Origin of the sequence: Pleomorphomonas sp. T1.2MG-36 (assembly GCF_950100655.1) — a bacterium.
Taxonomy (GTDB): Bacteria; Pseudomonadota; Alphaproteobacteria; order Rhizobiales; family Pleomorphomonadaceae; genus Pleomorphomonas.
Map to the genome: position 1 here is coordinate 716,813 of NZ_CATNLY010000001.1, position 21,546 is coordinate 738,358.

The window sequence follows — 21,546 nt, forward strand, 5'->3', positions numbered from 1 at the left end:
AAGCGCCTGCCGCCCGAACCATCAAGCGATCTCGCCACAAACCACAGGCACCGGTGTGCCAGTTGTGGCCGGGAAAGACGACGGCAGCCCCTTCAGGCGCCGCGCCGCGAGATAGGCGAAGGCCTGCGCCTCGACGAAGTCGGCATCAAAGCCGACGTTGCCGGCCGGAACCACCTCGACGCCGGACCGCTCGGCGATCATCCGGACCATGACCGGATTGCGCGCGCCGCCGCCGGACACGATGACCGTCCGGATCGGCGCACCGGCGAGGCGCAGACCGGCGGCCACTCCCTCGGCGGTGAACGCGGTCAGCGTCGCCACCCGATCGGCAAACGGCAGGCGAGCGGCGGCATCGGCCCGGAACGTGTTGCGATCGAGCGATTTGGGCGCCGGCGTCTCGAAGTGCGGATGGTCCATCAGTTGGCCCAGCACATCGGCATCGACACGCCCCTGGGCGGCGATGGCGCCGTCGACGTCGAAGCGGGCACCGGTGGCGTTGAACACCAGATCGTCGATCAGCGCATTGCCGGGTCCGGTATCGAAGGCGATCAGGTCGCCATCCCCGCCGATCAGCGTGACGTTGGCGACGCCGCCAATGTTGAGGAAGGCGACCGGCGGCGCGAGCCCGGCCTTGCGGGCGAGCGCCCGGTGATAGACCGGCACCAGCGGTGCCCCCTGCCCACCCTGGCGAATATCGGCCGACCGAAAATCATGGACCACCGGCAGGTTGAAGCGCTCGGCGAGAACGCTTGCATCGCCGATCTGGGCGGTGAAACCCCGGTCCGGAGCATGATGCACTGTCTGGCCATGGAAGCCGATCACCTCGGGACGGATGCCCTTCTTCTCGGCCGCGATCAACAGCACGGCCACCACGTGCGCGTGCGCGTCGGTGACGACGCTCTCGGCCTCGGCGAGCCGGCCGAAGCGATCTTCGCGAGCGGTCATGCCGACCGCATCCTTCAACGCCGCCCTCAGAACAGACCGTTCCTCGTCGCCATAAGGCTGGAAAAGCGTTGGCCCGAACTCGGCGATCCCCTCCCCGTCGGTGCGAATCAGAGCCGCATCGACGCCGTCCATCGACGTGCCGCTCATCAGACCGAGTGCCCACATGGCCGAATCGCCAGACATTTTTGACCTCATACCCCGTGAAATCCGCTTTCGATCCTGATAGGAAGCCCAGCGGACTGATACGTCAATTCGGGTCCGTGGACAAACCAAAGGTACAGAAAGATGAGCGGCTACAAGTCGGATTTCCTGCGCACGCTCGACGAGCGCGGTTTCATCCACCAGATCTCGGACCCCGAAGGGCTCGACGCGGCGTGCATGAAGGGTCCGATCACCGCCTATGTGGGCTATGACGCCACTGCCACCTCCATCCACATCGGCAACCTCATCACCGTTACCATGCTCTATTGGCTGCAGGAGACCGGCCACCGGCCGATCAGCCTGATGGGCGGCGGTACATCGATGGTGGGCGACCCCTCCTTCCGTGATGACCAGCGCAAGCTGCTGACGCCGGAAACGATCGCCAACAACATCGAGAGCATCAAGAAGGTCTACTCGCGCATCCTGCGCTATGGCGACGGCCCGACCGACGCCATCATGGCCAACAATGCCGACTGGCTGATGAAGCTCAACTACGTCGAGTTCCTGCGCGACGTCGGCCGCTTCTTCTCGGTCAACCGCATGCTGTCCTTCGACAGCGTCAAACTGCGCCTCGACCGCGAGCAGTCGCTGTCCTTCCTCGAATTCAACTACATGATCATGCAGGGCTACGACTTCGTCGAGCTCAACCGCCGCTACGGCACCGTCCTTCAGATGGGCGGCTCCGATCAGTGGGGCAACATCGTCAACGGCGTCGATCTCAGCCACCGCATGAACGGCCCGCAGCTCTACGCGCTGACGACGCCGCTTCTGACCACCTCGTCAGGCCAGAAGATGGGCAAGACCGCCAATGGCGCCGTCTGGCTCAACGGCGACCTCTTCAGCCCCTATGACTTCTGGCAGTATTTCCGCAACACCGAGGATGCCGACGTCGTCCGCTTCCTGAAGATCTTCACCCGTCTGCCGCTTTCCGAGATCGCCCGGCTCGGCGCACTCGGTGGAGCCGAGATCAACGAGGCCAAGAAGATCCTCGCCACCGAGGCGACCGCCGTCGTCCATGGCCGGGAAGCAGCCGAAGCGGCCGCCGAAACCGCGCGCCTGACCTTCGAGGAAGGCGTCCACACCGACGACCTGCCGACCGTCGAAGTGCCGAAGGCCGATCTTGAAGCCGGCGTCGGCGTACTCACTGCCTTCGTGCAGGCCGGCCTCGCCGCATCCAATGGCGATGCCCGCCGTTCGGCCCAGGGCGGCGGCCTCAAGGTCAACGACCGCGCGGTCACCGATCCCAAGGAGGTCCTGTCGCTCCAGAGCCTCAACGACGACGGCGTCATCAAGCTGTCGCTCGGCAAGAAGAAGCACATCCTGTTGAAGCCGGTCTGATCGGCAAGAGCAGTCGCCGACGCATCAAGCGCCCCCGGCTCTTAGCCGACGCGCGCCGAACAAACGCCTTGGAGCGCCGATCCGATTAAACCGGATCGGCGCTCCAACGTCTTGTGGCCCAGCGTCACCTTTCCGGTCCGTGTGCCACACAGGTCGGATGACTCCCTAAAGAGCGACGGTCTCGCTACGGCGCGGCAACATGGAAACAAGGCCTGTCTTCGGAAGGGGCCTTGAGAAGTAATAGCCCTGGATCAGATCGCAGCCCCAATCGGTCAGGGAATCCAGCTGCTCCCGGGTCTCCACGCCTTCCGCCACCACCTTGAACGACATCACCTCCGCGAGCTTGATGATCGTCGAGACCAATCCACACTGTTGGGCGTCGCGAGGAATGCCGGTGATGAAGCTGCGATCGATCTTGATGCAGTCCCACGGCATCTCCCTCAGATAGGAAAACGAAGAGTACCCGGTACCGAAGTCGTCGATCGCGATACTGATCCCCATGTCCTTCAATTCATTGAGAATGGGAGTGACCTCGTTCTCGCGCTCGATGTAGGACGATTCCGTTATTTCGATTTGGAGATTGTGGGCAGGGAACCCGGTCTCGGCCAATGTCTTCGACAGAACGGATATGAAACTGCCGAACCGAACCTGGCTGGCCGATATGTTCACCGACACGGTGATGGGCGCATAGCCACTCTCAAGCCACTCCTGCCCGTCGCGACAGGCCCTTTCGAGAACATACTCGCCGACGGCTTCGATGAGGCTGGTTCCCTCCGCCACCGGAATGAAATCGCACGGCGGCACAACGCCGAGGTCCGGATCCGTCCATCGTGCGAGGGCCTCGACGCCGCACAATCGATGACTGACGGCATCGAACTGCGGCTGATAGTGAACTTCGAGTACGTTGTTCGCCAAAGCGTTTTTCAGTTTCACGCCCAGCTTCATCTTCTTCTGGCTCTCGGCGGTCAGCCTGTCCTCGTAGACACCGACCGAACCTCGCCGGTTGCGCTTCGCCTCGTAGAGGGCCGCATCCGCCTCCAGAAGCGCGTCGCGGTCCCCATCCTGTGGCTTGTAGCTCACGCCGAACGTCGCCGAGGAAAACACTTCCAGTCCATCGTCGATGCGGACGGTTTGCCCGAGGGCCCGCTGAATCTTCTCGATGATGCTTTCGATGAAGCCGCCGTCGCCGGAATGGATGAGAAGCGCGAACTCGTCTCCGCCGATCCGGCAGAGGATATCATCCGGTTTCAGGTGGTCGCGCCGAATGGCATCGAGGCGGCTGGCAACGGTCTGCAAAACGCGATCGCCGGCACCATGCCCGTAACTGTCGTTGACGTCCTTGAAGTGATCGAGATCGACGATGATGAGGGCAAAGGGAACGTCACGCAGCCCCGCAAGACGTTGATCGAGGGCGCGGCGGTTGACCAAACCGGTCAGTTGGTCGCGCGAGGCGAGATACTCCAGTCTTTCCTGCGCATTCTTCTGCTCGGAGATGTCGATCAGCGAATAGACATAGGTTTCCCCACCCTCCGCGTCCTCCCCGGCGGGCGTTATCGACAGGATGCCGGGCCGGCTTCCGTCCGGCCCAAACATGACCTCGCGGCGCCATGTGTCCTTCAGGCCGTCCGGAAGAACCACCGGCTTGCCATCGCTCCGGAATGCGTCCTTCAGGCCGGTGTGGCGACCATCCTGGCCGCCGCCGACACCCAGCATCCGCTCGAAGGCCGCGTTGGCCTTCAGCATGGAGCCTGCGTGGTCGACGATGGCGAGCCCCTCCGTCGAGTTCTTGAAAACGACGTCGCCGCGCCGGACGTCCCGATCCTTACGCGCCATCTCCTTGATCAACGCGGCGCTGCTGGACGCCAAAAGGCGCCAGCGAACCGTGTCGGCTTCGAGATAGTCGGCGAATGCCTGTCGCTTCCAAACCACGAACAGCGCCAGCGGAACGCCAAAGGCAGCGGCTATCAGGACCTTTCCCGCAAGACCTCCGAAGACGATCGCGGCGATCTGAGCATTGATTCCGAAGGCGATGAAGGGAAATGCAATGCCGTCCAGCACAAGGACGAGGATGAAGGAGAAAATATAGATCGCAGCGGTGACGGGAAGCGGCGGTTTTCTCTTCTTCGTCAGTTCGAAGATGTACAGAAGCAGCAGAAGCTCGGCGACGATAAGAACGCCCCCGAGCGCGATCAAAGCCGTCGAGACCTCAAACAACGCCGGGGGAACGTTGTATGGGTTGACGACGCCGTCCGCCTTCAGGATCGACTGCGTCAGGAAGGAAATGACGATGTTGAAGAGGTCGACGACGAAGACCAGCCGAACCAGGTGACGCAGGATGAAAGCATTTCTCTCTATCCAGACGAACATCACGGCCGTCATCATGAAGGCGCCGTAGCACAGATTTCCGCCGGATACGACGATGCCATCGGCAATCTGGAGAGAGTAGATGTTGCCCCAGAAGCCACCGATCAGCAGAACGAGGGATATGTAGACGTAGAAATGGACCTGCCGTATCGGACCTGAAAGCGTTGTGAAATAAAGCGGGAACATGGAGAAGGCGGCTATCTGAAAAATCAGCAGAACGAACATGATAGCCAATCCGTGGTTGGGTCACTCAGCACGATATGCCGCGCCATGTTCGACCCCGTCCGAGCGTTCGCAGGTATCCTTCCGATCCGAGCGTCCTCAGGGGATCGGCAGGGTCGCACCCCGTTCCTTCATGATCGAATGATGCCCCCGAAGCATGGGAATGTCCCGCTCGCCTCCCCGTCGGCATCGAAACGATGATGGGAAGCTTAGCATCAGGCGCATGCGTTCTCATCCGGACTATTGGCGGTGCCGACTATCAGAAAGTCTAGCGGCGGCGCCCTGCGTCGAAACCACTCGATCGAAATCGGCCGATGGAGGAGATGAACGGCCAAAGCGAGCCTGAGGGGCCCGCGCCGGCCCTTCATCCGGTCGCCGTCATTTCAGCTCGAACAGGCGGCGGAAGATGCCCGGTGCGATGGCCGACAGCGGATTGACCGACAGCGAGGGCGCGTCGATCGGTCCGCTGAGGCGATAGGAGACGCCCAGAAGACCCGAACGCCCGCCGCCAGCGAAGATCGTCTGCCCGAGCAACGGAATGGACGCCAACACGCTGTCGAGCTGGTTGGCCGGCAGATAGCTGCCGGCAAGGCGCAGGGCATTCTTGGAGAAATCGACGTCGCCGGCCATGGTGAGCCCGGCCGTTCCGGTCCGGATGAATCCCTCGCCGATCGACAGCATGCCGTTGCCGAACCTGAGATCGAAGACCAGCCGGCTGATGTCCGTCGTCGAAAGCCCTTCGGTTGGGCCATCTCGCGAAGCGGTCGAGAGCTGCGCCAGCGCCGGCTCCTCCACCACCTTCCAGCGATTGCCGTCGATTCGTGCCGCCAGAATGCCACTGTCGTCGATGGCGCCCACGAGCGTCGCCCGCCCACCGTAGACGCGCCTGTAGACGCCGAGGAAGCGCAGGAGGCGGCCCACCTCGCCGGCTTCCACCTTGATCTTCCGTCCGGCCGCATCCGGTCGCACCGTTGCGGACGCAGAGCCCCCGCCGGACGTTTGCACCGTCAGCGACAACTCGTTGATCCGCCCTGCGGCGATGGCGGCCGTGAGGTTGAGCCCGTCGAGCTGCTCGCCGCCTTCACCGGTCACGTTGGCGACGGCAGCCGACAAGGTCAGAACCATGTCGCCGGGAATGCCGGTTCCGGTCGTTCGGCGCAGAAGGCTGCCGACCAATGCGCGCGCATCGAGACGCGATCCGCTCACCGCGACCTTGAGGCCATTGGCGCCGGTCGAGGCCTTCAGGGTCAGGCGGTCGGCTGGCGAGAAGTTGAACTTGCTGAGATTGGCACCGACGAAATCGCCGTCGCCATCGAGGCTGATCTGCCCCTCCACCTCGGCCGAACCGGCCTTCAAAGCGATATTGTTGATGCTCGTACCCGACGAGCCGGTCACCAGATCGAACACCAGCGTGCCGGGTTTGCCGGCCGGCTTGCGGAAACCGACCAGCGGCAGACTGATCTCCGCCTTGGCCAGGTTGACCGATACCCGGCGCGACACGCCGGTATCGGTCATTTCCACCGAAACGCTGCCGTCGAGCATGTCTCCGAGGTCGAGCCCGTAGCTCTTGGCCGCGGCGGCGTCGAGATCGAGCTTCACGACCGACTTCGTCTCGCCATCGCCCGACAGCGGCAACGTCAGAAACACGTCTGCCGGTGCGCCGTCGATCAGCGCTTTTCCGCTCAGATGCGCGGCGCCGTCGCGGAGTTCGATCCCAAGGTTGCCACGCGTCACCGAGCGACCGTTGATCGGCGCGCCGGGCGTGAAGCCGGCCAGATCGATCCGGCCACCATAGACGATGTCGGTATCGGCAATCTCTTCGGCAAGCGGCAGGCGAATCGAAAGGTCGGCCGTCAGGTCGCCGGCGGCCTTGGCCGGATCGGGCGAAAAATCGGCATCCTCGGCCAGTGGCAGGCGATTCCAGAGGGCGACACCGGCCGAGGCCGAGCCGGAAAGGCGCAAGGCGACCTCTCCATCCGGCACCTTGGCATCCACGACCGGCACCACGAATGTCGACTCCCCCATGTCGAGCCGCCGCCCCGCCCCCAGATCGACCCATCCGCTGTCGACGGTGATCTCGAAGCGATTGCCCGACAGCTTGCCGTGCCCGACCGCGTCGCGGATCAACGGGGCGTCTTCGAAGGGCGTGAACGACGCTTCGGAGAAATCAAAGGCCAGCGCCGCTTCCGGCGCGATGATGCCGCCGCCCGCCTTTGCATCGCCTCGCATCGCGAGGTCGACCGTCGCGTTGGAGATCTGGCCGGAGTGGATATGGGTGCCGACCCAGTCGCGGACGTCGGGAGCGAGCGTGACCGGCCAGAGAGCCTTGAGGGCGGCGGCGGGCAGGCGTGGCGATACGCCCGACAGAACGGCGAAGGTGCCGCCGTCCCGATGCGACGCGCGCGCGGCCGCGGTGAAGCTGATGCCGGCGCCTTCGACATGCATGTCGTCCATGACGAGCAGCGCGGAAGCCTGATCGTAGCTGCCGGCGATCCTCCCATCGCTGGTCCTTATGCCGCTCAATATATCCTGCCCTTCGAACTTGAGATCGAAGGTCCAGAGCTTGTCCTGCCGAGGTGGGACGACTTCACCGTGGGCGAGCAGATAACCGCTGCTCAGTACGACGGGCGACGGGTTGAGCGATATCTGCTGCTTGTCGGCGTTCCATTCGAAGTCAAGGCGGACCGGACCCGCAAGGGCATCCAGCTCGGTGTCGCCGAAACGAAGCGACGAACCGAGCACCACCTGCCAGCCGGCGGCCGCGATCCCCCCTTGTGCCCCCACGGTGACCGCACCGGACAGGCTGATCGAACCGGACAGATCGAGATCGTCTCGACCCGTCGTCGAAGCGATGTCGGCCAGATCGAAGCCACGCGTCTCAAGCTTGACGACAAGGGGATTGTCGGGCGGCGACAAGTCGGACGTGAGACGCAGCGACACGGCACCGTTCGCTCCGAGACCGATCGCCTGTGCCTCGACGGAGCGGCCCTCCCGGACGCTGCCGGTCACCGAGACGTCGGACACGATGTCGCGCCGCGCTTTCCCCGGCCGCTCGACACCGAAGCCGAAGGAGCGGATCTCGAAGAAACGAAGGCCATTTTCGGCGATCGCCCGCCGCACGGCCAGAATCACCCTGTCGATCGGCGGCAGATTCGTCTGAGGACCGATATCGCTGACCAGAACGTGGTCCAACACCACGCCGTCGAGGGGAATCTCGCTGGCGGTCGGCCTCGGCCATCGGCCGGTAATACGCATCTCATTGATCGAAACCACGATATCGTTCGGGCGTTCGAGCCGAATGTCGCGGACGATCAATTCGGGATTGAGATCGTCGCCGAGTTCGATGCCGGCAAGGCCGACGTCGATACGGACGTCTGGCACCGCAGCGGTGACGGCCGCCCCGATCCGGCTGGCGAGAAACGGCAGGAAAAGCGGTCCTTGCGACAAACGCCAAACGAGGAACGCGCCGGCAACCCCGGCCAAGACGAACAGAATCACAGCGAACCGGAGGGCACGTACCCACCAGCGCGTTCGCCGCTTCGGTTTTTGTCCGTCGCTGCCGATCCCCGCTATGTCGGCGTCCTCCCTGAACAAGCCTGACCAGCGCAACGCCGGAACGGCCGTAAACTTCATCGATGACGGCTGCAGGCTTGCCTCGCCCCCGGCAGCCGGCTACCAATCGGAAACTACGTAGCGATCACGCGCCGCCGCGCCCCGGAAAGATCCGATGTCCGATTCCTTCCTATGCCGCCTCGAAAGCCGTAGCCTCGTTGACGTCACCGGTCCAGAGGCCTCCGCTTTTCTCGACCGGATGATCACACAGAACACCGAGGCCGCCGACGGACGAAGCGCTGCCTTCGGTGCGCTTCTGACTCCACAAGGCAAGATCATCTCGGATTTTCTGGTTGTCCGGCAGGATAATGGCGGATTTCTGCTCGATACCCCGGCAGCCGGCGCCGCCGATCTTCGAAAGCGCCTGACGATGTTCAAGCTTCGTGCCGACGTGACGATCGACGCTTCGCCGCTCGTCGTCTACGCCGGCCGCGGCACGCCGCCGGCTGCCGGCCTCGTTGCCGTCGATCCGCGCCATCCAGATCTCGGCTGGCGCCTCTACGCGGCCGAGGGAGCCATCGCCACCAATGCCGACGAAGCCGTCTGGCAGGCGCATCGCGTCGCGCTCGGCATCCCGGAGGCCGGCGCCGACCTGCCGCTTCTCGACGCCTTCCCCCACGATCTTGCCATGGACAGCCTCAACGGTATCGACTTCGACAAGGGGTGCTACGTGGGTCAGGAGATTGTCAGCCGAATGCGCTATCGCGGCACCGCTCGCCGTCGGCCCGTCGTGCTGTCGACCGACGAGGAGCTGCCGCCGGTGGGCGCGGAAATCCTGATCGGCGGCCGCGTCGCCGGGTACCTCGGCTCGGCGAGCGGCAAGCGAGGAGTTGCCATTCTGAGACTCGACCGGGTCCGGGACGCGCAGACGTCGGACGAGGCCATCACCGTGGACGGCCGGCCGGTTTCGGTTGCGCTTCCGGCCTGGGCCGACTACGGCTGGCCGGACACTCAAAAGCCCGACGCATCCAAACCGGACGACTGACATACATGGCCGATAAAGCCGGCTCTCCAACCCGTGCATGGCAGCGCATGCTGTCGGGACGGCGGCTCGATCTTCTCGATCCATCCCCGCTCGACGTCGAGATAACCGACATCGCCCACGGCCTTGCCCGCGTCGCCCGCTGGAACGGCCAGACCTTCGGAGACCACGCGTTCTCCGTGGCCCAGCACTGCCTTGTCGTCGAGGATATCGCCGGCCTGCTGGAGCCGGAGCTGACCGTCTGCCAGCGCCTCGTCGTCTTGCTGCACGACGCCCCGGAGTATGTGATCGGCGACATGATCTCGCCGTTCAAGGCGGTGATGGGCGGCGACTACAAGACCGTCGAGAAGCGTCTTGCCGACGCCATTCATCGTCGCTTCGGGCTTGAGAAATACGATACCGACCGGCTGAAGAAGCTCGCCAAGAAAGCCGATCTCATCTCGGCCTATTTCGAGGCGGTGGAACTTGCCGGCTTCACCGCCGAGGAAGCCAAGCGCATCTTCGGTGTGCCGCGCGGCATCGGCCGCCAGACACCGGCCGGGCCGACGCTCGGCCTCGACCCGCTGCCGACCGTCTCGGCGGAGGAGGCCTTCCTCAACCGCTTCCAACAACTCGAAAGCCAGCGATGACCGCAACGACCATCCACGTCTGCTCTCTCACCAAGCTTGAGGAGACGGTGGCGCTCACCGGTGCCCGCCATGTCATCACGCTGATCAACGCCGGCACGCCCATGCGCCTGCCGGTGACGATCAGCCACCAGAACCATCTTTTTCTCGCCATGCACGACATCGTCGAGACGGTCGACGGCATGACGCCGCCCGGAGAGATCCACGTCGCGCAGATGCTGGAATGGGTGAAGGATTGGGACCGGACCACGCCCCTCGTCGTTCACTGCTTCGCCGGCATCTCCCGCTCTACCGCCGCCGCCTACACGCTGGTCTCCGCGCTCAATCCCTGGCGCGACGAGGCCACCCTCGCCGCCTTGCTGCGCCAGAGGGCACCCTCGGCCACCCCCAACCGCCGCATCGTCGAGATCGCCGACCGTCTGCTCGGCCGCGATGGCCGGATGGTGGCCGCGATCGACGCCATCGGGCGCGGCGCCGACGCCTTCGAGGGCACGCCTTTCGCCCTTGAAATCGAGGCGGCACCGTAGGCCGCTCCGGCGAAACGATTGAGCGTCTCAACGGACGCGCGCCCCGGTTTTCCGTGTTATAGGCAGTTCATGGATACTCGCGACACGCAACTGGAAAGCGGCACCATGCCGACGTGGGTTTATAGCTTCGGTGACGGCGTGGCGGACGGCGGCATCCGGCTTCGCCACCTTCTCGGGACCAAGGGCGCCAACCTCGCGGAAATGGCCAGTCTCGGCCTGCCCGTCCCGCCCGGCTTCACCATCACCACCGAGGTCTGCCGGCACTATTACGCCAACGATCACCACTATCCGCTCGATCTGGAGCGTCAGGTGAACGCGGCGCTGGGTCTTCTCAGCCGGCGCACGGGGCGTACATTCGGCGATCCCGAGCGGCCGCTTCTGGTATCGGTCCGCTCCGGCGCGCTGGCCGCCATGCCCGGCATGATGGACACGGTGCTCAACCTCGGCCTCAACGACGTCACCGTCGAGGCGCTGGCGGCCGAATCCGGCGACGCCCGCTTCGCGCTCGACAGCTACCGCCGCTTCATCCAGATGTTCGGCGACGTGGTAATGGGCGTCGACAGCCAGGCCTTCGAGGAAATCCTCGACGATCTCAAGGAACGCGAAGGCCATTTCAACGACACCGAGCTGACCGCCGACGAATGGCGCAAGGTCATCGCCAGCTTCAAGGATCTGGTCGCCGACGAGACCGGCAAGCCTTTCCCGCTCGACCCGTTGGAACAGCTCTGGGGCGCCATCGGCGCGGTGTTCGGCTCCTGGAGCAACAGGCGTGCCGCCACCTTCCGCAAGCTGCACGGCATTTCCTCGAACTCCGGTACCGCCGTCAACGTCCAGGCCATGGTGTTCGGCAACATGGACGAGCGCTCGGCAACCGGCGTCGCCTTCACGCGCAACCCCTCGACCGGCGAACGCCAGCTCTACGGCGAGTTCCTGCTCAACGCTCAGGGCGAGGAAGTGGTGACCGGCCTCAGGACGCCGCAGGACATTACCGAGGCGGCCCGCCTCGCCAGCCGCTCCGATCGGCCTTCCCTCGAAGAGCTGATGCCCGACACCTATCGCGAGTTCATCGGCTACTGCCAAAAGCTCGAGCGCCACTTCAAGGACATCCAGGATCTCGAGTTCACCATCGAACGCGGCAAATTGTGGATGCTACAGACCCGGTCCGGCCGCAGGACCGTCGAGGCGGCGCTCAGGGTCGCCGTCGACATGGCCAACGAGGGCTTGATCACCCGCGAGGAGGCGATCGAGCGCATCGACCCCTCGTCGTTGGAGCAACTTCTGCACCCGACCATCGAGGCGGACGCGCCGCGCGACATTCTCGCCACCGGCCTTCCCGCCTCCCCCGGCGCCGCCGTCGGCGAGATCGCCTTCAACTCCGAACAGGCCGAGAAGGCCCGTCAGCGCGGCATCAAGGTCATCCTGGTGCGGGCGGAGACCAGCCCCGACGACGTGCACGGCATGCATTCGGCAGTCGGCGTCGTCACCGCGCGTGGCGGCATGACCTCGCACGCCGCCGTCATCGCCCGCGGCCTCGGCAAGCCCTGCGTGGTCGGTGTCAGCGCCCTCAAGGCCGACCCGGTGAAGGGCATCGTGACCGTCGGCAAGCGCGAGCTTAGGGCCGGCGACGTCATCACCATCGATGGCTCGTCCGGACAGGTCATGGCCGGCCGCGTGCCGATGAAGGAGCCCGAACTGTCCGGTCCCTTCGCCGAGATCATGGCCTGGGCCGACGCCGTCCGCCGTCTCGAAGTGCGCGCCAACGCCGAAACACCGCTCGAAGCGCGCATCGCCCGCCAGTTCGGCGCCCAGGGCATCGGCCTCTGCCGCACCGAACACATGTTCTTCGAGAACTCGCGCATTTCCGCCGTGCGCGAGATGATCCTCGCCGAGACGCCAGAGAGCCGCCGGGCGGCGCTTGAAAAGATCCTGCCGATGCAACGACAGGATTTTGCCGAGCTTTTCGAGATCATGGAAGGGCAGCCGGTCTGCATTCGGCTGCTCGATCCGCCCTTGCACGAGTTCCTGCCCCGCACCGAACGGGAAGTTGCGGAGCTGGCCGAGACGGCTGGCGTGGCGCCGGACGTGCTGCGCCGCCGCATCGCCAATCTGGAAGAGTACAACCCGATGCTCGGCCATCGTGGCTGCCGCCTCGCCGTCTCCTTCCCGGAGATCGCCGAGGTGCAGGCCCGTGCCATATTCGAGGCCGCCATTGCCGCATCCGACAAGCTCGGCAAGCCGGTCGTTCCGGAAATTATGGTGCCGCTCGTCGCCGCCCGCAAGGAACTCGACTACGTCAAGGCGATCATCGCCCGTACTGCCGTCGAAGTGTCGGAGACGGTCGGGCGACCGGTGAATTACAAGGTCGGAACGATGATCGAGCTGCCGCGCGCCGCGCTGATGGCCGAGGACATCGCTCAATCGGCGGCCTTCTTCTCCTTCGGCACCAACGACCTCACGCAGACCACATTCGGCATCAGTCGCGACGACGCCGCGTCCTTCTTGCCGACCTATCTGCAGAAGGGCGTGCTTGCCCGCGACCCCTTCGTCAGCATCGATCGCGACGGCGTCGGCGAACTGATCCGCATCGCCATCGAGCGCGGGCGGAAGTCGCGTCCGGACATCGGTCTCGGCATGTGCGGCGAGCACGGTGGCGACCCGGCCTCCATCGCCTTCTGCGAGGAAGCCGGCCTCGCCTACGTATCCTGTTCGCCCTTCCGCATGCCGATTGCCCGCCTCGCGGCGGCACGGGCCGTGATCATCGGGCGAAAGGACCATCTCGACGACTGACGCGGCCCGCGATGAAGCGCGCCGTCGCCGGCCCGGTGAACAGCACCATGAAGAAGCGCATGGTCTGCATGGCCATGACGAAGGACATGTCGACATTGCTCGAAGCGGCGATGATGGCGACCGAGTCGGCACCGCCGGGCGATGTGGCGAGATAGGCCGTCAGGAAGTCGACGCCGGTCGCGGACGCCAGGACAACCGCATAGACGGCGCAAATGGCAACGAGCGTCACGATGGCCAGAAGAATGGTCGGCAACGCTCTTGCCGCGTAGGCGATGATCTCCCTGTTGAAGCGGCTTCCGATCGCCCAACCGCAGACCGCATAGGAAATCGCGAGCAGCGCCGGCGGCAACTCGACGGTGAGCAGGCCGGTGCCCTGCAGGCCGATGGCGAACAGCATCGGCAGGATCATGGCGCCGGTCGTCAGCTTGAAGACGCGCGACAGGACGAGCCCGGCGGCGATGACCGCCAGAGTGCCGGCGAAGTTCACCCAATGAACCGACGGAAACCAGTCGGCCGCCGTACCACCGGTAAGCGTCGTGTCGAGATAGAGACGCGCGGCCAGCGAGGCCATCGTGGCGACGATCAGCACGCGCAGATATTGCATGACCGCCACAAGCCGCGTGTCGCCGCCATAGGCTTCGGCCATGATCACCATGGCCGTGGCCGCCCCCGGCGAAGCGCCCCAGACGGCGGTCGTGCCGGGGAGCACGCGAAAACGGGCGAGCGCGTAGCCGATCACATTGGCCGTCAGCACCACCGACACCACGCCGATCAGAATGACCGGCCAGGCCGAGAGGATCTCGCCCAGCACGTTTGGAGGCATCGCCCGCGCCATCATCGTGCCGACAACGCCCTGAGCCATCATGAAGGCGGACCGGGGCATCGCAACGGCCCGATCATTGATACCCAGCAGGATCGCCGCGAGCATCGGGCCGAGCAACAGCGCCGCCGGCAGGTGGGCCATCTCGAAGGCCAGGCTGACCGCCACCGACACCGAGAGCAGTATGGCCCAACGGATCGCATTGGCGCGGAAGCCGGAGCCCGGCGGCGGGAGGAACATCGACAACACCGATCATGGAAGGATCGCGGCTGGCCGCAGCCTGAACGGGAAAGTGTCCGGCCGGTTAGCGCTACACCCTCGGCAAGGCTCTCGGCCAGAGGTGTTTTCGAATGACAGCCCTGCGGACGACCCGATCGCCGCACGGTTCCGCAACCCAAGTGTCGCCAGCAAGGCGCGCACCTCGGCTCATGAGACCGTCGGCCAGTTGCTCGCCGCCACCGACCAGATCAACTAGGTGGTCGGTCGATCTCGGCCACAAGGTCGAGCGCTTCCTCGCCGAGATCGACGCCGCCTGAGCCTTCGGACAGGCGCGAGATTTGGCGCCCGGTCGTCCCAGACGGCCGGGTTTTTCTTTTGGCCGGGGAGTAACAAAACAACAAACGCGCAACGACACCCGCAATAAAACAAAACGGGAAACCCGGCCCGAGCAACTTATGCAACATGCGCATCAGATAAACTATCTACATATCACCTAACAGATCTTACAGTAGAACAAGTTCCCTTCGATAAGTAAATCTGAGAGCAACCAAAAGGTTACTATTCATAAATCTATTGAGACCTAACTCTTAGCAGCCCATTGCAAAGAGTCGAGCCGACATGACCCTACTCAACATTCGCGGCAAGCTGCTGCACCGCATCATTCTCACCGCTTCGCTCATTGTGGTCGCCAGCTTCGCGCTGTTCTCCACCACCATCTACATGCTCGAGAAGCAGGATCTCGAGGACAACGTCGCCCGCACGCTTGCAACGGCGGGAGCCAGTGTCGCCTCCGGCACGGGCAACTGGCTCCAGGGACATCTGCTGCTCGCCGAACAGGCCGCCGACGCCATCGGCTCTTCCAGGAACAGCCTGGATCTCATCCTGGAGGGGAAAACGCTGAGCTCGGAATTCCTCTCGGTCTATCTCGGCGAGGAGAGCGGCGCTTTCACCGTGCTGCCCAAGGCCGAAATTCCGAAGGGTTTCGATCCGCGCCAACGCCCCTGGTACACCAACCCGGCCAAGGCGATGTCGACGCAGTTGACCGAGCCCTATCTCGACAACGGCACCAAGAAACTGGTCATTTCGGCCGGCGTTCCCGTCATGGCCAACGGCAAGTTCGCCGGGGTGTTCGGGGGCGACTTCGCGCTCGATGCCCTGATCGAGCGCATCAAGGCCGCCAACTTCGGCGGTATCGGCCAGACCTTCCTGGCGTCCTCGGATGGCAAGATCCTGGTTCATCCGGACGCCAGCCTAATCGGCAAGCCCTTGTCGGACGCTTTCAGTGGACTGTCCACGCCGCTAGCCGACGCTGTGCTGAACACGGCCTTTGCCGGTCGCGCCCAGGTCGCCAACTTCGTGGCGATCGACGGCGTTCCGGCCAGGTGGTACGTCGGCATCGCCCTCGACAGCGACATGGCCTATGCCAGCCTCAACAAGCTCCGGATCACGGCTATCGTTGCCACCCTGGCAGCCACCGCTTTGATGCTGTTCGCGCTTGGGCTGGTGCTGAGGCGGGTGGTCGCGCGACCGATCACCACCATGACGGCCGCCATGCGATCGCTGGCCGATGGCAATCTCCAAACGGATATCCCCGGTCTTGAGCGCCAGGACGAGATAGGCCAGATGGCCGCCGCAGTCGCCGTGTTCCGCGCCAACGCCGAAGAGCGGGGTCGTCTCGAACAGAACCAGCGCGCAACCATGGAAGAGCGCGAGCGGCGCGCCACCCGCGCCGAATCCCTGATCGAAGACTTCCGTGCCGAAGCGACCGCGACAATTGGCGCCGTGGTGCAGGCGGCGCAGCGTCTCGAAGCCTCGGCGCAGCAGCTGATGGCCACCGCCGAGGGCAGCGAGCGCAGCAGTGGCGTGGCAGCGGCAGCGGCCGAGCAGGCCTCCGGCAATGTTCGCTCCGTCGCCGCCACCTGCGAGGAACTTGAAGCGTCGACCAACGAGATCGCCCGTCAGGTCGGAGCATCGCAGGCCGTCGCCGGCAAGGCGCGCACCTCGGCGCACGAGACGCGCGAGACCGTCGGCCAGTTGCTCGCCGCCACCGACCAGATCAACCAGGTGGTCGGCCTGATCACCGCCATCGCCGAGCAGACCAACCTGCTCGCCCTCAACGCCACGATCGAGGCGGCACGCGCTGGTGAGGCCGGCAAGGGATTCGCGGTTGTCGCCGCCGAAGTGAAGTCGCTCGCCAACCAGACGGCCAAGGCCACCGACGACATCTCGCACAAGATCAGTGAGATCAAGCTGGTGTCCGACAACACCGTCAGCGCCATCTCGGAAATCGGCGCCATCATCGAGGAGGTGAACGCCGTCTCGACAAGTATCACGTCGGCGGTCACCCAACAGACCGGCGCCACCGGCGAGATCACCCGCAACATGCAGGAAGCGGCGCGCGGCAACAGCGATCTGTCGCGCACCATCGTGGACCTCAGCAGCGGCGCGGCCACCACCCGTGCCGAAGCGCGAACGGTGCTCGACGCCGTCACCTCGCTGAAGGCCTCTTCGGTCGATCTCGGCCGCAAGGTGGAACGCTTCCTTGCGGAGATCGACGCCGCCTGAGGCATTTGCCTCTCACGAACCTTAAGCCCGGCCGCTCATAACGGTCGGGCTTTTTGCTTCAGCAAGGCAGCCCTGCGATCAATGACGGGGATTCTCCTGTTCACTCGAATTTCGCACCCTTGCCGAGGGCATAAAACGCCTCTATCAGGGGGGCTTATGACAACGAAAGCCGCCAATCCCTACGGATTCAGCCGCCCGCATCTCCTCGGGATCGAGGGCCTTTCCCCCCCGGAGATCGTCGACCTCCTCGATCGCGCCGAAGACAACATAGAACTCGGCCGGCAACCCTCCAAGAAGCGCGACAGCCTTCTTGGTCGCACGCAGATCAACCTCTTCTTCGAAAACTCGACGCGCACGCAGTCGTCTTTCGAGCTGGCCGGCAAAAGGCTCGGCGCCGACGTGATGAACATGGCGGTCGGCCAATCGTCGGTGAAGAAGGGCGAGACCCTGATCGACACTGCGATGACGCTCAACGCCATGAACCCCGACGTCATCGTCGTGCGGCACAATGCATCGGGTGCGGTGGCCCTGCTGGCCCAGAAGGTCGACTGCTCGGTGGTCAATGCCGGTGACGGCAGCCACGAGCACCCGACCCAGGCCCTTCTCGACGCTCTGACCATCCGCCGCCACAAGCAGCGCATCGACGGCCTTGTCGTCGCCATCTGCGGCGACGTGGCCCACAGCCGCGTCGCCCGTTCCAACGTGCTGCTGCTGACCGCGCTTGGCGCCCGCGTCCGCCTGGTGGGACCGTCGACCCTGGTGCCAGGCGCCTTCCGCGAGATGGGCCTCGAAACCTTCACCTCGATGCGCGAGGGGCTGAGAGATGCCGACATCGTCATGATGCTGCGTCTCCAGCGCGAGCGCATGCAGGGGTCGTTCGTACCGTCGGTGCGCGAATACTTTCACTACTGGGGCCTCGACGAGGAGAAGCTGTCCTATGCCAAGCCCGACGCCCTCGTCATGCATCCCGGCCCGATGAACCGGGGCGTGGAGATCGATCCGGCCGTCGCCGATGGCCCTCAAAGCCTCATCAGAGAGCAGGTGGAGATGGGCGTCGCCATCCGCATGGCGGTGCTGGATGCGGTCGTGAATGCACGCGGCAATGGCGGAGAGGCGTTCCGATGAGCAGAATGGCCCAAACCCGCCCGCTGCTGCTGGCAAACGCCCGCGTCGTCGATCCCTCGCAAGGCATCGATGGCCCTGGCGCCGTCCTGATGGTCGACGGCCGCATCGCCGCCGCCGGCCCCTCGGTCAATAATAACGGCGCGCCGGAGGACAGCGAGGTCGTCGACTGCCGGGGCCTCGTCGTCGCGCCCGGCCTCGTCGATCTTCATGCCCACGTCGGCGAACCCGGCCACGAGCACCGCGAGACATTCGCCTCCGCCGGTCGGGCGGCGGCCGCCGGCGGCATCACCACGCTCGTCGCCATGCCGGACACCGATCCCTGCATCGACGACCCTGCCCTGGTCGATTTCGTGGCGACGCGGGCTCGCCGAACATCGGCGGTGCGCGTGCGCGTCATGGCGGCGCTGACCAAGGGCCAGGCTGGCAGCGAGCTCACCGAGTTCGGCCTTTTGGGCGAGGCCGGCGCCGTCGGCTTCACGTCCGGGCGCGGCGCCATCGCCAACGCTCAGGTCTTGCGCCGTGCGCTGACCTATGCGCGGGACTTCGGCGCACTCGTCTGCAATCGGCCGGAAGACGCGACGCTGAAGGGCTCCGCCGTCATGAACCTGTCGGAGACCGCCGTACGGCTCGGCCTGCAGGGCATTCCGGCCGAGGCCGAAACCATCATGCTCGCCCGCGACCTCCGTCTCGCCCGCCTTGCCGGCGGCCGCTATCACGCGTCGCTGCTGTCGACCGCCGAGTCGCCCGAACTGATGGCCTGGGCCAAGGATCGGGGGATCGCCGCCACCGCCTCCATCTCGGCCGCCCACTTGACCCTCAACGAGATGGACATCGGCGCCTACCGCACCTTCTTCAAGCTGTCGCCGCCGCTGCGCGCCGAAGCCGATCGGCTCGCCCTCGTCGACGCCGTGAAGACCGGCGCCATCGACGTCATCGTCTCCAACCACGATCCGCAGGATGTCGAAACCAAGCGCCTGCCCTTCGCGGAGGCCGCCGACGGTGCCATCGGCCTCGAAACGTTCCTGTCGGCCGGTCTCAGGCTGGTGCATGACGGCTCGCTGACGCTCCTGCGTCTGATCGATGCCATGTCGACGCGCCCGGCTGAAATCGCCGGCCTCGACGCCGGAACGCTGCGGAAGGGAGCGCCCGCCGATGTCGTCGTGTTCGACCCGGAGGAGCCCTGGGTGCTCAACGCCAAGGACATCCTCTCCAAGGCCAAGAACACGCCCTACGACGGCGCCCGGTTCACCGGGCGGGTGCGCCGCACCTATGTCGGCGGCGCGCTGGTGTTCGAGCGCTGAGGTCCAAGCAGTGACGCACACCCCGTAACCGGTTACCTTCATTCAAGATCGCCGAGGGCATCATGTTCTGGTCAGCCTCTCCCTGGGTCGCCTATCTCGTTGCCGCGCTGGTTGGCTATGGCCTCGGCTCAATTCCCTTCGGCTTGTTGCTGACGCGGGCCGCCGGGCTCGGCGACGTGCGGGCTATCGGCTCTGGCAACATCGGCGCGACCAACGTTCTGAGAACCGGCAACAAGAAGCTGGCCGCCGCCACGCTGCTTCTCGATCTCCTCAAGGGAACGGCAGCGGTCCTCATCGTGCGCCAGCTGATGCCGACCGTACTGGACGCCGACACGCTTGCCGGCGTCGCCGCGTTCATCGGCCATCTCTTTCCGGTCTGGCTCGGCTTCAAGGGCGGCAAGGGCGTCGCCACCTATATCGGCGTGCTGCTCGGCCTGTTCTGGCCGGCGGTTCTGATCTTTGCCGGTGTCTGGATCGCCGTCGCCTACTTCAGCCGCTACTCCTCGCTCGCCGCCCTCATCGCCACGGTGGTGGTCCCGCTTTCCCTCTGGGGTCTCGGAGAAAACCTGCTGGCCGCCGTACTCGCCCTGCTCACCGTCATCGTATGGATCAAGCATCACGCCAACATCCGCCGCCTGCTTTCGGGCACCGAAGGCAAGATCGGACACAAGGGATGACCGGGCAGGGACGCGCGGTTGAGCTTTCCGCCCTCCAACGCATCTGCTGGCTGCGCCTCATCCGCTCCGAAAACGTCGGACCGGCGACGTTTCGAAGCCTCATCAACCATTTCGGTTCGGCCGAAGCAGCGCTCGACGCTCTGCCGGCGCTCGCCCGGCGCGGCGGATCGACCGCGATATCGGTCCCCTCAATCGCTCAGGCCGAAGCCGAGATCGAACGGACGCTTGACCATGGCGCCCGGCTCGTCGCCATTTCCGAGCCTCTCTATCCAGCCTATCTGCGCCAGATCGCCGCGCCGCCGCCGCTCGTCACCATACGCGGCGGGTCTCCCGAGCTGTTCGGCAGGCCGACTGCGGCGATCGTCGGCTCGCGCAACGCCTCCCTGATCGGTCACAAGATGGCCGAGCGCCTCGGTCGGGGCCTCGGCGAGGCCGGTTTCGTGGTGGTCTCCGGGCTGGCGCGCGGCATTGACGGCGCCGCCCATCGGGCGGCTATCGACACGGGCACCGTGGCGGTGATCGCCGGCGGCATCGACCACGTCTATCCTGAAGAGCACGGCCCGCTGATGGAGGAGATCGTCGGCAAGGGCGGCGCGATCCTGACCGAGATGCCGTTCGGCTGGAACCCACGCGCCAAGGATTTCCCGCGCCGCAACCGCATCGTCTCGGGCATGAGCCTTGGCGTGGTGGTCGTGGAGGCCGCCGCTCGCTCCGGCACGCTCCACACCGCCCGCTACGCGCTCGATCAGGGGCGCGAGGTGTTCGCCGTCCCCGGATCGCCGATGGACCCGCGTGCCGAAGGCACCAATCGCCTGATCCGCGACGGTGCCACACTGACCCGTTCCGCCGAGGACGTCATCACCGTGCTCCGGCCGATGCTGGAACATGACGCCCCCTCGTTTCTCGAGCTACGAGAGCGCGACCAGGACGACGCGCGCGCCGACAGCATCGGCTCGGAAAGCCGCGCTGCCGTGATCGGCGCGCTCGGCCCCGCGCCCGTCGCAATCGATGACATCATCCTGCACACCGGGCTGACGCCCTCTGTCGTGTCGGTGATCCTGCTGGAGCTCGACCTTGCCGGGCGCGTCGAGCGGCACGGCAGCCAACTCGTCTCCCTCGTTCGCTGACCGGCAGCCTATCCCGCCGGTTGACCCCACGGCAGTCGAGCTCACGTCCTGCTTTGGGGCTGACGGGTGTCGGCACTGGAGTCGGCCTCCTCAGTGTCCGCGCCTCGA

The 21,546-nt window shown here is 65.1% G+C and carries 14 protein-coding genes; 10 read left to right on the plus strand and 4 right to left on the minus strand.

Annotated elements, in window-relative coordinates:
• Positions 1-21: 21 nt before the first annotated feature.
• A complete protein-coding gene (locus QQZ18_RS03405) occupies positions 22-1,128 on the minus strand; it encodes an anhydro-N-acetylmuramic acid kinase (protein WP_284537887.1) in 1,107 nt (368 codons plus the stop codon).
• Between the two features lie 102 nt (positions 1,129-1,230).
• Between QQZ18_RS03405 and tyrS the strand changes: the two genes are divergently transcribed.
• Positions 1,231-2,484: a tyrosine--tRNA ligase gene (gene tyrS / locus QQZ18_RS03410; RefSeq protein ID WP_284537888.1), complete on the plus strand. Its 1,254-nt coding sequence runs from the start codon at positions 1,231-1,233 to the stop codon at positions 2,482-2,484.
• Positions 2,485-2,649: 165 nt separating this feature from the next.
• Here the strand turns inward: tyrS and QQZ18_RS03415 are convergent, their stop codons facing one another.
• Both QQZ18_RS03415 and QQZ18_RS03420 read right to left on the minus strand, forming a co-directional pair.
• On the minus strand, positions 2,650-5,073 hold the full coding sequence (locus QQZ18_RS03415) for a putative bifunctional diguanylate cyclase/phosphodiesterase (RefSeq protein WP_284537890.1): 2,424 nt from the start codon (positions 5,071-5,073) through the stop codon (positions 2,650-2,652).
• 375 nt (positions 5,074-5,448) lie between these two features.
• Positions 5,449-8,553, minus strand: a complete 3,105-nt coding sequence (locus QQZ18_RS03420) for an AsmA-like C-terminal region-containing protein (protein WP_284537892.1) — start codon at positions 8,551-8,553, stop codon at positions 5,449-5,451.
• A gap of 244 nt (positions 8,554-8,797) precedes the next feature.
• Here QQZ18_RS03420 and ygfZ point away from each other — a divergent pair, with 244 nt between their 5' ends.
• From ygfZ to ppdK, 4 genes are all read left to right on the plus strand, one after another.
• The gene (gene ygfZ, locus QQZ18_RS03425; RefSeq protein WP_284537894.1) at positions 8,798-9,667 is read left to right on the plus strand and encodes a CAF17-like 4Fe-4S cluster assembly/insertion protein YgfZ; all 870 of its coding nucleotides are present in this window, start codon (positions 8,798-8,800) and stop codon (positions 9,665-9,667) included.
• A gap of 5 nt (positions 9,668-9,672) precedes the next feature.
• On the plus strand, positions 9,673-10,293 hold the full coding sequence (locus QQZ18_RS03430) for an HD family hydrolase (protein WP_284537896.1): 621 nt from the start codon (positions 9,673-9,675) through the stop codon (positions 10,291-10,293).
• A complete protein-coding gene (locus QQZ18_RS03435; protein WP_284537898.1) occupies positions 10,290-10,817 on the plus strand; it encodes a tyrosine phosphatase family protein in 528 nt (175 codons plus the stop codon). The genes QQZ18_RS03430 and QQZ18_RS03435 overlap by 4 nt, the downstream gene beginning before the upstream one ends.
• A 105-nt stretch (positions 10,818-10,922) precedes the next feature.
• Entirely contained in the window at positions 10,923-13,604 is a 2,682-nt protein-coding gene (gene ppdK, locus QQZ18_RS03440) for a pyruvate, phosphate dikinase (RefSeq protein ID WP_284537900.1), read from the plus strand.
• Here the strand turns inward: ppdK and QQZ18_RS03445 are convergent.
• Positions 13,573-14,664: an AbrB family transcriptional regulator gene (locus QQZ18_RS03445; RefSeq protein WP_284537902.1), complete on the minus strand. Its 1,092-nt coding sequence runs from the start codon at positions 14,662-14,664 to the stop codon at positions 13,573-13,575. The two genes, ppdK and QQZ18_RS03445, sit on opposite strands and share 32 nt — an antisense overlap.
• Before the next feature lie 597 nt (positions 14,665-15,261).
• Here QQZ18_RS03445 and QQZ18_RS03450 point away from each other — a divergent pair.
• The 5 genes from QQZ18_RS03450 to dprA all read left to right on the plus strand — a co-directional run bounded on the left by QQZ18_RS03450 (position 15,262) and on the right by dprA (position 21,438).
• On the plus strand, positions 15,262-17,208 hold the full coding sequence (locus tag QQZ18_RS03450) for a methyl-accepting chemotaxis protein (RefSeq protein ID WP_284537904.1): 1,947 nt from the start codon (positions 15,262-15,264) through the stop codon (positions 17,206-17,208).
• 156 nt (positions 17,209-17,364) lie between these two features.
• Positions 17,365-18,333, plus strand: coding sequence for an aspartate carbamoyltransferase catalytic subunit (locus QQZ18_RS03455; protein ID WP_284537906.1), 969 nt, complete (start codon positions 17,365-17,367; stop codon positions 18,331-18,333).
• The gene (locus QQZ18_RS03460) at positions 18,330-19,634 is read left to right on the plus strand and encodes a dihydroorotase (RefSeq protein WP_446728594.1); all 1,305 of its coding nucleotides are present in this window, start codon (positions 18,330-18,332) and stop codon (positions 19,632-19,634) included. Before QQZ18_RS03455 ends, QQZ18_RS03460 begins: the two co-directional genes overlap by 4 nt.
• Before the next feature lie 62 nt (positions 19,635-19,696).
• Entirely contained in the window at positions 19,697-20,311 is a 615-nt protein-coding gene (plsY, locus tag QQZ18_RS03465; RefSeq protein ID WP_284537908.1) for a glycerol-3-phosphate 1-O-acyltransferase PlsY, read from the plus strand.
• Entirely contained in the window at positions 20,308-21,438 is a 1,131-nt protein-coding gene (gene dprA, locus QQZ18_RS03470; protein ID WP_284537910.1) for a DNA-processing protein DprA, read from the plus strand. The genes plsY and dprA overlap by 4 nt, the downstream gene beginning before the upstream one ends.
• Positions 21,439-21,546 lie beyond the last annotated feature (108 nt).